Source organism: Streptomyces sp. SL06, assembly GCF_058244745.1.
The window spans coordinates 1,625,559-1,637,631 of record NZ_JBSYOT010000002.1; the positions used below are offsets into that span (position 1 = coordinate 1,625,559).

Annotated in this window: 11 protein-coding genes and 1 pseudogene; 2 read left to right on the forward strand and 10 right to left on the reverse strand. The window is 70.7% G+C overall.

All coding sequences use genetic code 11. From position 1 onward, the window contains the following. The first annotated feature begins 182 nt into the window (after nucleotides 1-182). Nucleotides 183-911 (forward strand): response regulator transcription factor, encoded by a 729-nt coding sequence (locus AC4IHM_RS07220; protein WP_490866260.1) that lies wholly within the window; start codon nucleotides 183-185, stop codon nucleotides 909-911. 111 nt (nucleotides 912-1,022) lie between these two features. Here AC4IHM_RS07220 and AC4IHM_RS07225 read toward each other — a convergent pair whose 3' ends face one another. Further along, entirely contained in the window at nucleotides 1,023-1,451 is a 429-nt protein-coding gene (locus tag AC4IHM_RS07225) for a winged helix-turn-helix transcriptional regulator (protein ID WP_490866261.1), read from the reverse strand. A gap of 62 nt (nucleotides 1,452-1,513) precedes the next feature. Here AC4IHM_RS07225 and AC4IHM_RS07230 point away from each other — a divergent pair, with 62 nt between their 5' ends. Then, entirely contained in the window at nucleotides 1,514-2,170 is a 657-nt protein-coding gene (locus tag AC4IHM_RS07230; protein WP_490866262.1) for a DsbA family oxidoreductase, read from the forward strand. 26 nt (nucleotides 2,171-2,196) lie between these two features. On the opposite strand, the gene AC4IHM_RS07235 is transcribed toward AC4IHM_RS07230, so the two are convergent. The 9 genes and pseudogenes from AC4IHM_RS07235 to AC4IHM_RS07275 all read right to left on the reverse strand — a co-directional run bounded on the left by AC4IHM_RS07235 (nucleotide 2,197) and on the right by AC4IHM_RS07275 (nucleotide 11,997). Then, on the reverse strand, nucleotides 2,197-3,330 hold the full coding sequence (locus AC4IHM_RS07235; RefSeq protein ID WP_490866263.1) for a nucleotide disphospho-sugar-binding domain-containing protein: 1,134 nt from the start codon (nucleotides 3,328-3,330) through the stop codon (nucleotides 2,197-2,199). Between the two features lie 72 nt (nucleotides 3,331-3,402). Then, on the reverse strand, nucleotides 3,403-3,918 hold the full coding sequence (locus tag AC4IHM_RS07240) for a MarR family winged helix-turn-helix transcriptional regulator (protein ID WP_490866264.1): 516 nt from the start codon (nucleotides 3,916-3,918) through the stop codon (nucleotides 3,403-3,405). 36 nt (nucleotides 3,919-3,954) lie between these two features. Beyond that, nucleotides 3,955-4,965, reverse strand: coding sequence for a Gfo/Idh/MocA family protein (locus AC4IHM_RS07245; protein WP_490866265.1), 1,011 nt, complete (start codon nucleotides 4,963-4,965; stop codon nucleotides 3,955-3,957). Then, nucleotides 4,953-6,363, reverse strand: a pseudogene (locus AC4IHM_RS07250) (NDP-hexose 2,3-dehydratase family protein). The gene AC4IHM_RS07245 and the pseudogene AC4IHM_RS07250 overlap by 13 nt, the downstream one beginning before the upstream one ends. Next, a complete protein-coding gene (gene rfbB, locus AC4IHM_RS07255) occupies nucleotides 6,360-7,340 on the reverse strand; it encodes a dTDP-glucose 4,6-dehydratase (protein WP_490866266.1) in 981 nt (326 codons plus the stop codon). Before rfbB ends, AC4IHM_RS07250 begins: the two are co-directional and overlap by 4 nt. After that, entirely contained in the window at nucleotides 7,337-8,404 is a 1,068-nt protein-coding gene (locus AC4IHM_RS07260; RefSeq protein WP_490866267.1) for a glucose-1-phosphate thymidylyltransferase, read from the reverse strand. The genes rfbB and AC4IHM_RS07260 overlap by 4 nt, the downstream gene beginning before the upstream one ends. Before the next feature lie 340 nt (nucleotides 8,405-8,744). After that, nucleotides 8,745-9,716 (reverse strand): zinc-binding dehydrogenase, encoded by a 972-nt coding sequence (locus tag AC4IHM_RS07265; RefSeq protein WP_490866268.1) that lies wholly within the window; start codon nucleotides 9,714-9,716, stop codon nucleotides 8,745-8,747. A 52-nt stretch (nucleotides 9,717-9,768) separates the two neighbouring features. Further along, nucleotides 9,769-10,317: a nuclear transport factor 2 family protein gene (locus tag AC4IHM_RS07270; RefSeq protein WP_490866269.1), complete on the reverse strand. Its 549-nt coding sequence runs from the start codon at nucleotides 10,315-10,317 to the stop codon at nucleotides 9,769-9,771. A gap of 126 nt (nucleotides 10,318-10,443) precedes the next feature. After that, entirely contained in the window at nucleotides 10,444-11,997 is a 1,554-nt protein-coding gene (locus tag AC4IHM_RS07275) for an MFS transporter (RefSeq protein ID WP_490866270.1), read from the reverse strand. Nucleotides 11,998-12,073: the final 76 nt, after the last annotated feature.

Sequence of the window (12,073 nt, forward strand, 5' to 3'; positions counted from 1 at the left end):
TGGGCGTGCGGCGGGCGTTCGCCTGACTGTGGGCCCTGCACAGCGAACGCCTGATTTAACCACACGCCACTTTTTCTTAATCCCTCGGAAACAGGACGCTTCCGACAGGAAGCAATAGAAATATGTGCGACGAGGCACTCGCCGGTGAGTGCCTCTCATGTCCAACAGCAGGGGGCACAGGCATGCGCATACTTCTCGTCGACAGCGATGAGAACGCGTCCGAGTGCACCGCCACGGAACTGCGGCGGCACAACTACGAAGTCGACCAGGTGGCGACGGGCGGTGAGGCCCTGAGCGCGCACCAGCAGGCAGATCTGATCCTCATCGACCTGGCGCTCCCCGACGTCAGCGGTCTGCGGATCTGTCAGGACATCCGCGCCCGCGGCGGCGCACCCATCCTGGCGCTCAGCCGGTGCGGCAGCGAGGTGACCAGAGTGCAGGCCCTGCGTGCCGGGGCCGACGACTGCCTCGACAAGCCGTTCGGATCCCGCGAACTGATCGCGCGCATCATCGCGATCACCCGCCGCACCCCCTCCGCGCCACGGCGGCCCCAGCAGCCGGCCCCGGTCTCCGGGGAGCTGCTGTGCATCGACCCCGTCGTCCGCGAGGCCCAGGTCGGCGACCGCACACTCGGCCTGACCGAGAAGGAGTTCGACCTGCTCCAACTCCTGGTGTCGCGCTCGGGAAACGTTGTCACCCGGGAGGAGTTGATGGCGAAGGTCTGGCGTGACACCTGGAACAAGCGGAGCCGCACGATCGACACCCACATCAGCAGCCTGCGCCGCAAGCTGGGCCATGAGGAGTGGATCATCACCGTGCGCGGTGTGGGCTTCCGGTTCGCCCGCCGACGGCGCACCGTCCCGTCCGCACGCCGGGCGGGTGCGCCACGCCGTCAGCTGACCGGCACATGACGCACCGCCGTCCAGCCGTCTGGTGACGGGCTCGGCCCTGGTCTTCGGGACGGCCGTCGACCACCGCATCCTGCCCGGCAGCCACCCGGACTGCCGGGCAGGATGACGGCCTCACACGTGAGGAGTTCCGGCCGACCGGCGACTGGCGTCCTCCTCGTCGAACCGGCGCTGGGCCTCGATGATGCCGGGAACGTGAGAGGCGACCCACTCCACGAGTCCGAGCATCTGCCGGGCGAGCCCCCTGCCGAGCGATGTCAGCTCGTACGAGACCTGCGGAGGGCTGGCGGGCTCGACGATCCGCAGGACCAGGCCGTCCCTGGCGAGGATGCGCAGGTTCTGGGCGAGCATCTTCTCGCTGATGCCGCCGATCCGGTCGCGCAGCATGTGGAAGCGCAGCGGCTTCTCGTGCAGTGCGCTGAGAATCAGCACACCCCAGCGGTTGGTGACGTGGTTGAGGACCTGCCGGCCCGGACAGTCGCTGTTGAATGCGTCACTCGACAACGACGGCACTCCGTCGGGGACCTCCACTCCTACCCGCATGTCAGGAGCTTACCAAGAGGTATGAGCTTACTGAGAGGTAGTTTCCTGTCTACGGTGGAGAGATGACGGAGATCACCGTAGATATCTGGTCCGACATCGTGTGCCTGTGGTGCCCGGTCGGAAAGGCCCAGTTCGACGCGGCCCTCGCGCAGTTCGAGCATCGTGACGCCGTGGTCGTACGGCATCACTCCTTCGAGATCGACGTGACGCTGCCCCGCGACGGCTCCGAGCCCATCGTCGAACGCGCCTCGCGGGACATGGGTGCCACCGTGCCCCGCGCCCGGCAGATCCTCGGTCAGCTCGCCGCGCTGGGCGCCGAGTTCGGTCTGGAGTACCGGCTCGACAGGATCCGTGCGACCAACTCCTTCGACGCTCACCGGCTGGTGCACTTCGCCACCGAGCACGGCCGTACCGAGGAGATGCGCGGCCGGCTCATGGCGGCGTACACCGCGGAGGGGGCGGTGGTCTCCGACCGCGACACCCTGATCGGCCTGGCCGTGGACGCGGGACTCGACCGCGCCGAGACGGCGGCCGTGCTGGACGGGGGCGCGTACGCGGACGCGGTGGAGAACGACAAGGCCCTCGCGCGGCGGATCGGCGTCCGCGGGGTGCCCGGCTATCTGGTGAACGAACGGTATCTGACGTCGGGTTCGCAGTCCCCGGACGACCTCACGGACCTGCTGCGCCGGGCCTGGGAGGAGACCGCGGCCGACGGCTAGGGGGTGTCGGACGGTCTCAGGACCGGTCAGCGGGACGCCAGTTGCTCCAGCATGCCGGCCACTCGGGCGGGCGACGGCAGGGCCGCGATCTCCCGTGACACGGCTCGCGCCTCCTGCGCGTACCCGGGGTTCGACAGAAGTTCCTGGCAGGCCTTGCCGACGGCCTCCGGCGAGCCCTCCCCGACCGGCAGTGTGAGCCCCGCCCCGCGCGCGGCGACCACTTCCACGGAGTCGGCGAGGATGGCCCACTGGGGGACGCAGAGCTGGGGCTTGCCCGCGTTCAGGGCCGTCATGCTGGTGACGCCGCCACCGTGGTGGACGACGAGGTCGCAGCTGGCGGCGGCGACGTCCAGCGGGAGCCAGCCGGCGTGCACATCGGGCAGCTGCCCGTTGAGTTCGGCGGCCACCTCCTCCGGCACGGCGACGAGAACTTCCACGTCGAGCGCCGAGATGCCTTCCACCAGGCCGCGCAGGAAGTCGGTGCTCCTGGTCAGGGCCACCCGGTTGCCGGCGGTGACGCAGACGCGCTGCCGCCCCCGCCTGGTGTACATCCACGGCTCCAGCCCGCGCTGGCGGTTGCCCGGTACCCATCGCATCGGCTGGACCGGGCCCGGCAGCGGCGGACGCAGGCTCGCCGGCAGGGTCTCGACGAACATGTCGGGCCCCGGGAGCCGGTCGAGACCGAGTCGTTCCAGCTCCGGCCGCAGTTCCTCGCCCGCGTGACGGTCCACGGGGGCGGGATCGACCCCGTCCCAGGCGTGCCGCACGTACGGGACCGATAGATGGGCGGCGAGCAGCGACGCCGCGTAGCAGTGGGTACCGCCGACCACGAGGTCCGGGCGCCAGGCGTCCGCCAGTTCCAGGAGGGCGTCGAGGCTGGCGGCGGCCAGCCTCCCCCACCAGCCGCCGGAGTAGCTGATCTGTTCCTCGATGCCCCGGGGCAGGTCCACCGGCCGGCCCGCGCGGTCCGTGTAGAGGAAGTCGCTCAACGTCCGGTCAGTGACGGGGAAGGCCGGGAAACCGGCACCCGCGACGGCGGGGACCATCTCCTCGGAGGCGGCCATGAAGACCTCATGGCCCTCGTTGCGCAGCGCCGTTGCCAGGGGGGCGAGAGCGAACACCGTCGCCGGACTGGGGCCGGCCAGGAACAAGACCTTCATGATTCTCCCTGTTCTCGCTTCGGTTTCGGCGGCGCGGCCGTGGGAGGGGCCGCCCGGTTGCCCGGCGGTCCGTCAGCGGTCCTCGGGCGGCCGGACGGTCTCGGAGTCGGCGTGCTCGATGTTGGCGACCATCCGTTCGAGGCCGTGGATGACGGAGGCGTACTGCTCCTCCGTCAGGCCCTCGGTGAGCAGTTCACGGTTCCGCGCCTGGGTGCGGCGCGCCTCCTGGTAGACGGTCAGGCCCTCGTCGGTCAGCGTGAGCCGCACGGCGCCGTCGGAGCCGTCGGCGCTCACCCAGCCGCGCGAGATCAGCTCCTGGACGAGTCCGGTGAAACGCTCCTCGTCGTAGAAGACCCTGCCGCCCTCGCCTATGACCCGGGCCTCGATGCCGGGGGTGTCGTACACGGTGTTGAGGATCTGCCACTCGTAGCGGCTCATACCGTGCCGCTCCTTCAGTGTGCGGTCGACGTAGGCGGTCAGTTTGCCGTCGAGCCCGGTCAGCAGCAGCCCGATCGGGGTGAGCCGGTTGAAGGGCACGTCACTCGGGGTCTCGTCGTCGCTGCGGCGGTCGTCGACAGGTCGGGGCATGGCGGACCTCCACTGAAGCGGATACTTCATATCAACTTATTGATTCAGTGTAGCGGCTCGGTGCGCCGTGGAAACGGACAGGCATGATCCGCTCGCCCTGCGGATCTCCTCCAGCAGCCGTGCCTGGGCCACCACCTCCTCCCTCGCCACCGGACCCGCGGTCCTGACCGCCGCGGCGAAGGCCGCCAGGGTGCCGGCCACCTGGTCGTCCGCGTCCAGCGCGATCTGCCGCGCACCGCCGGATCGCGCACTCAGCCGGATCACCGGCCGGTGGTCGGCGGGCGGGGTGAAAGCGCGGTCGACGGCGATCTCCCCCTCGGTTCCGCGCACCTCGTACGACGACCGGTAGGCGTTCTCCATGCCGAAGGTCAGCTGGGCGGCCACTCCGGCGGACGTGCGCAGCAGCGCCGCGCCGTGCGTCTCGACCTCCTGGCCCGGACCGCGGGTCAGGTCGGCTCCGACCACCTGGAGGTCGGGTCCGAGCAGACGCACGGCCGCCCGTACCGGGTACACCCCGACATCCCACAGCGCGCCGCCGCCGAGGTCCGCGCGAAGCCGGATGTCTCCGGGCAAAAACCCGGGCACGCAGAAGGCCGCGTGCAGCGACACCGGCCGCCCGATCGCCCCGGAGGCCAGCAACTCCCGTACCCGGGCGTGCTGGTGGTGGTGGACGAACATGACGTTCTCCATCAGCGCCAGGCCCCGCGACTGCGCCAGGTCGAGCAGCGCCACGGTGTCGGCCAGGGACGTGGTGAGGGGCTTCTCCGCGAGCACGTGCCGGCCCGCCCGCAGCGCGGCCTCCACCCACGGTGCGTGCAGCGCGGCGGGCAGCGGCACGTACACCGCGTCCACGTCGTCCAGTTCCAGCAGTCCGGCGTATCCGCGCACCGCCCGGCAGCCGTACTGCCGTGCCAGTTCCCCGGCCGCGCCGCCGTCGCGTCCCGCGATGGCGGCGATGTCGACGCCGGGCGCGGCGGCCATCGCCGGCAGCATCCGCCGCCGGGCGATGTCCGCGCATCCCATCACGCCGATTCTCAGGTTCGGCATGCCTGCCTGGCCTCCATCGCGTTGAGGCAGGCGAGCAGGGTGCGCGCCTGGACGTTGACGTAGTGACTGTGCCGCGCGAGGGCGGAGAGCTGATTGACCGTCACCCAGCGGTGGTCGGCGGGGGTGTTCAGCGGTGCCTGGCTCTCGTCGGCCTCCACCACGAGGTAGCGGCTCACCGCGTTGCGGAACCGGCCGCCCTCCTCGGAGTGCAGGGCCTCGTAGCGGATGCGGGACGGGTCGGTGCCGAGCACCGTGTCGAGGAACGCGGGCCGCTCGCAGACGGGCAGGTGCGCGTAGTTGGAGGGGGTGCACTGCACGGTGGGCGCCAGTTCCAGGAACGTCCAGCAGGCCCCCCTCCACGCGGGCGTGCGCCAGCACGTGCGTCACACCCTCGATCCGGCGGGTCAGGAAGGCGGTGACCCCTTCGCCGCGCGGCTCGAACAGCGGCTGCGTCCAGCCGCTCACCTCGCGGCTGGGCGCGTGCACGGCGACCGGGACTACGTCGAAGTACCGTCCCTCGACATGTCCGAGGGACGACTCGTCGCGCACCCAGCCGGTCACCTCGCGAAGCGGCATGCGCTCGGCCCTTATGTCGTGCCGGGCCCGCCGGTCCGTGATCCACGACAGGAGCCCGGTGTCGGACATCAGCGCGTGGGGCTCCTCCGCCAGGGCGGGCAGCGAGGCGAGGACGGTGCGCGAATCCATGTTCACCACGTTGTCCCGGTGGAGCAGTTCGGCGATCTGCCCGAGCGTCAGCCAGCAGAAGTCCTCGTGCGGCGGGATGTCCCCGGTCACCTCGACGACCATGTTGCGGTTGCGCTTGCGGAAGAACCACGCCCCGTGCTCGGACTGCAGGACGTCGACGACGACCCTGCCGAGCCCCGGCTCGGTGAAGTACTCGATGTAGCGTACGTCGGCGCCCTGATGCGCCTTGGTGTAGTTGCTGCGGGTCGCCTGCACGGTCGGCGAGAGCTGGAGCAGATTGGGGTTGCCCGGCTCCATCTTCGCCTGCATCAGAAAATGAAGCACACCGTCGAACTCCTTGACGACGATGCCGAGCACACCGATCTCCGGCTGGTGGATGACCGGCTGCTGCCAGTCGCGCGGGCCACCGCCGTCCACGGTGACGCGCATGCCCTCGACGGTGAAGAAGCGGCCGGTGCGGTGCACCAGGTTCCCGGTGCGCTCGTCGAACGACCAGCCGTTCAGGTCGGCGAAGGGGATCCGGTCCACCCGGAACGCGTGGGTGCGGGCGCGCTCGGCGAGCCATCGGCCGAAGTCCTCGGTACGCAGCCACGCCCCCTGCCCGCTCGCCGCGGAGCGTGCGAGCCGCCGGACCGTCTCCGTGTCCTCGCGCGGGCCCAGCACCCGGCCCGGCGGCGGCACGGTCGAGGTCATCGGCGCTCTCCCGGGTACTTGGCCGACTTCCACCAGTCGGGATGGTCCCGGTACCAGGCGACGGTCTCGGCGAGGCCCCGGTCGAAGCCGACGCGCGGCGCGTAACCCAGCTCGGTCCGGATCTTCGTCTCGTCAAGCGAGTAGCGCAGGTCGTGCCCCTTGCGGTCGGCGACCCTGCGGATCATGGAGCGGTCCGCGCCGCACGCCTCGATGAGCCGCTCGGTGATGGCCAGGTTGGTCTGTTCGTTGCCGCCGCCGACGTTGTAGACCTCTCCGGCCCGGCCGCGCGTCAGCACCAGCTGGACGGCGCGGCAGTGGTCGTCGACGTGCAGCCACTCGCGGACGTTGCGGCCGTCCCCGTACAGCGGGACGGGTCTGCCTTCGAGGAGGTTGGTGACGAAGAGCGGGATGAGCTTCTCGGGGTGCTGACGGGGGCCGTAGTTGTTGGAGCACCGGGTGATCGACACGTCGAGGCCGAAGGTGCGCCAGTAGGCACGGGCCACCAGGTCGGAGCCCGCCTTGGAGGCGGCGTACGGGGAGTTGGGCAGCAGGGGGGAGTCCTCGGTCCAGGAGCCCTCGTCGATCGTCCCGTACACCTCGTCGGTCGACACGTGCACGACCCGCTCCACGCCGGCGCGCAGGCATTCCTCCAGGAGGTTCTGGGTGCCTTCGACATTGGTCCGGAAGAACTCCCCCGCGCCGGTCACCGAGCGGTCGACGTGCGACTCTGCGGCGAAGTGCACGACCGCGTCGTGCCCCGGCAGCACCTCGCGCAGCAGTTTCGCGTCCAGGACGTCACCGCGCACGAAATCCAGCGCGGGGGCGTCGAACGGCAGGTTGGCCCGGTTCCCCGCGTACGTCAGCTTGTCCAGGACGGTGACCCGGGCACCCGCTCCGCCCGGCAGCGTCCCGGCGAGGAGGCCCCGGACGTACGCCGAGCCGATGAAACCCGCGCCTCCGGTGACCAGCAGCCTCACGCCGCCACCTCCACCTGGGAGTGGTCACCTATCACCAGCCGGTGCCGGCGGACGCCGGCGGCGGCCGTGCCGACGGACGCGTTGCGGCCGATGATCGAGCCGTGCAGGCCGATCACCTGGTCAAGCGTCGCGCCGTCCAGCGTGATGCTGTTGTCGATGGAGGTGCCGCGCAGCTCGCAGCCGCGGCCGATGGAGGTGTGCGGTCCCAGGTGGCTGTCCTCCACGACGCTTCCCGCCCCGACGACGGCCGGGCCCTCCACGCGTGAGCGCACCACCCGGGCGCCGGGTTCCACCACCACGTCGCCGATCAGCACGCTGTGCTCGTCGACCTCGCCCGCGACAAAGGACTTGATGCCCTCCAGCACCCTGCGGTTGCAGTCCAGCACGTCCTCGATCTTCCCGGCGTCCTTCCAGTAACCGCCGTACTCGCTCGCCGTGACCGCGGCCCCCCTGTCCTTCAGCCACTGGATGGCGTCGGTGATCTCCAGTTCGCCCCGCGGACTGGGCGCGATGGCGGCGACGGCCTCGTGGACGGCCGGGGTGAAGAAGTAGACGCCGGTCAGGGCGAGATCGCTGCGCGGGTTCTGCGGCTTCTCCACCAGGCGCACCAGGGAGCCGCTCTCGTCCAGCTCCGCGACCCCGAACTCACGGGGATCGGGCACCTTGTGGACGACCACCTGGGCGGCGGGGCGGGCCACGGCGAAGTCCTTCGCCATCTCCCCCACGCCGTCCATGAGCATGTTGTCGCCCAGGTACATGACGAAATCGTCGTCCCCGAGGAAGTCCCGGGCGACCAGTACGCAGTGCGCCAGCCCCAGCGGCCGGTCCTGCCGTATGTAGGTGATGCGGACCCCCAGCCGGGAGCCGTCCCCGATCACCGCCGCGATCTCGGCGGCCCAGTCGCCGACCACCACACCGATCTCGGTGACGCCCAGGTCCTTGATGCTCTCCACCACGTGCTGAAGTACGGGCTTGTTCGCGATAGGGATGAGTTGCTTCGGCATGGAGTGGCTGAACGGCCTGAGGCGGGTTCCCATCCCGCCGGACAGCACAAGGGCCTTCATCGGGCTCTCCTCACGTCGAAATACAGGATTCGAAATACGGACCTGCCAGCGGGAGCAGCGGGCGGATAATTACGATGCCACCCTTTTCCATTCCGAATTTGACATCCGACGTACAGTCTCTTCTAATGGCCGAACCCAAGTCAACGACGCCCCATTCCAGGCGTGCAAGGATTTATCAATTGACTGCAAAGCACGGATACACCGCGAGGGGGGTTGCGCGGACGGGCGCCCGGCGCCGTGACCGAGGCGCGCACGCGCGGTCACGGGGCGGCGGCAGCACCGAGCAGGCGCCCACCGTGTGGACGCCTGCCGGTCGTTCCTCGTCGCGCCTGCCGACCCGTCAGACGAGCAGGACGGTCTTGCCGACAGCCGTGCGGGCCGCGATGGCCGCGTGGGCGTCGGCCGCCCTTTCCAGCGGGAAGGTCTGTCCGATCAGCGGGCGCAGACGACCCGCGACCGCCGCGGCCATGGCGTGCCCGGCCCCGCGCCGCCGCTCCTGGTCCGAGAGCTGTACGTCCTGGATCCCGCGCACCACGATCCCGCGGCGCTCCGCCTCCTCGGGGTCGATCTCGGCGAACCCCCCGCTCGGTGCCCCGTGCGCGGAGAACCGTCCGCCGGGCGCCGTGACGGCGAAGGCCGCGCGGCCGATGTCGCCCCCCACGCCGTCGAGCACAACGTCGGCTCCGGCCCCACCGGTCGCCGCCAGGACCTGGTCGGTCCACCCGGCCTCCGCGTAGTCGACGACCAGGTCGGCGCCGCGGTCGCGGACCGAATCGAGTTTGCGTTCACCGCGTGCGGCACCGATGACCTGTCCACCGGCGCGGTGCGCCAGTTGGACCAGCAGGCTGCCCATGCCGCCGGCCGCGGCCAGTACGAGCACCACGTCCTGTGCGGTCACCTTGGCCGCCTCGAAGATCGTCAACGCCGCCGGGCCGTCGTTGAGGAGCGCGACCGCCTCCGGCAGGCCCAGTCCGTCCGGGACCGCGAGCAGCGCCTCGGCCGGGACCACGACGGACTCGGCATAGCCTCCGTACCCGCCGGTGTGGGCGACGACCGGCCGGCCCACCCATCCCGCGTCGACTCCCTCGCCGACCGAGAGCACCCGTCCGGCGACCCCGTCACCCGGCACGTAGGGCGGCTTCACCGGGAAGAAGTCTCCGCCCAGGCCCGCGCGCACCTGGGTCTCCAGGAACAGGATGTCCGCAGCGGAGACCCCGATCACTGCCTGTCCGGGCCCGGCGACGGGATCGGGCACCTCGGCCGTGGCGAGGACCTCGGGTGGCCCGAAACGTTCCACCTGTACCACTCGCATGATGATCAGTCTCCTCGTCGCTCGTGGGGTCGGTCATGGCTCGTGCGGCCGGTCACGGCCCGCCGGCGGGCGTCGGTGCGTCGGCCTCCCCGGCGGTGCCGAGCACGCCCGGGTCGCCCTCGGACCAGGCGGTGTCGACCACCACCCGGGCGAAGCGCCAGGTGTCGCCCCGGCGGACCAGTTCGCCCTCGAAGAGGTTCATGGACACGAACTGGCGGTCGTGGTTCGGGCGCGTCCCCTCGCCCGGCGGGAAGTGCCTGGCCAGGACATGGGCCGCGAGGGTGGCGGTGTCGCCCTCCACCGTGACCCGGAGGTTGCTCACCGAGTGCGTGGTGTCCAGCGGACCCGTGGACGCGAGGAACCCCTGCACCACGACATCGCGCCCCTCGATCGGGGGAAAGTCGAGGCCGTTCTTCCCGCCGACCTTGCTGAAGTCGACGACAACGTCCTCGGTGACCGCCGAACCGAACAGTTCGGCGTCGTTGGTGTCGATGCCGAGGGCCCAGCGGTGCAGGGCGTCGGCGGCCTCCTGCCGGTCGTGGGCGATACGGCCGTAATCGGCCGGCCCGGAGGTCTCGGGGGACACGGGAGCGGAGTTCACGTTTTCTCTCCAGGGGTGCGCGTGGGCGGAACGGCGAGGCGGGGCGGCGGGGGTACGAGGAGGCGCCTGGCGGGGAGGGGACAGGGCCCGCGGCACGCACCGGACCGCGGTCACGGCCGGGCTGCGTCAGACGGAGACCGTGGTGACGCCCCCGGACCCGGTCTCGGACCCGGTCTCGGTCTCGGGTTCGGACCCGGTGTCCCCGCCGGCCGGGGTGAGCCGGCCGCGCCGGTAGAGGAGGACGCTGACGACCAGTCCGGCCGTGAAGATCCCGGCGGACCACCAGTAGGCGGTGTGGTAGCTCTCCATGGCGGACTGCGCGACGGCCTCCGGAGTACGCCTCCGGCCGGCCAGGTAGCTCGCGGCCGCGCTGGTGGCGACGGTGTTGAGCAGCGCCGTACCGAGGGAACCACCGATCTGCTGCACGGTGTTGACGGACGCGGAGGCCACACCAACGTCCTCCGGGTCGACCCGGTAGGTGGCCATGCTGATGGCCGGCGCGCTGATCGCGCCCAGACCGACGCCCATGACCAGCAACGGCCACAGCAGGCTCACGAAGCTCGTGTCCAGGTCGGTGCCGGTCATCCAGACCAGGCTGACCGCGGTGAGCCCCATGCCGACGGGAATGATGGGCTTCGGGCCGAACCTGGGCAGGAGCACCCCTGCGGACACGGTCGAGCCGATCACCATCGCGGCGACCAGCGGCAGGAACGCCAGACCGGTCTGGACCGGCGTGTAGCCGAGACTCTGCTGCAGGTAGTACGTGAGGAACAGGGAGGAACCGAACTGCCCGACACCGGCGATGAGCAGCGACAGGAACGACGCCCCGCGAGTACGGTCCAGCAGCAGGCGCAAGGGCAGGAGGGGCTGCTTGGCCCTGGTCTGCCAGCCGGTGAAGGCGATCAGCAGGACCACGCCCGCGGCGAGGGTCCCCCAGGTGGCGGGCGAGTCCCAGCCGCGGCTCTCGGCGTTGGAGAACCCGTACACCAGGCCGAACAGGCCGACCGAGACCAGGACGGTCCCGACCAGGTCGAGCTTCTGGCGCCGGCCTCGAATGCCGCCGCCCAGCAGCGCGGAGGCGCCTGCGAAGGCCACGGCGGCGAAGAGCAGGTTGACGTACATGCACCAGCGCCAGTTCAGGTACTCGGTGATCAGCCCGCCGGCCAGCAGGCCGATCGCACCGCCGGCTCCGGCCACGGCACCGAAGATGCCGAACGCCTTGCCCCGCTCCCCGTCGTCCGTGAAGGTCGTGGCCAGCAGCGACAGGGCGGCGGGCGCGAGCAGCGCGCCGAACAGCCCCTGCGCGGCACGGGCGGTGACCAGCATCTCGAAGCTCGTCGCGGCACCGCCGGCGGCGGAGGCCAGCGCGAAGCCGACGAGCCCGGCCAGGAAGGCCCGCTTCTGGCCGAAGAGGTCGGCCACCCGGCCTCCCAGCAGCAGGAGGCTTCCGAAGGCCAGGGCGTAGGCGGTGATGATCCACTGCCGGTTGCCGTCCGAGAAACCGAGGTCCGCCTGGGCCGAGGGCAGAGCGATGTTCACGATGGACGTGTCCAGGATGACCATCAGCTGGGCGATGCCGATCACGACGAGGATCCACCATCGCATCTGGTGCATCCGTCCGCCGGGCGACTGACCAGGGTCTTCACCCGGTGGCGTGTCGACCGCGTCCTGAGTGCTCATGGGTTCTCCGAAGTAAGTGGATACCGGACATCAACTTACGGCGATCGTAGCGGCAAACCTGATGCGCCGCATCCAC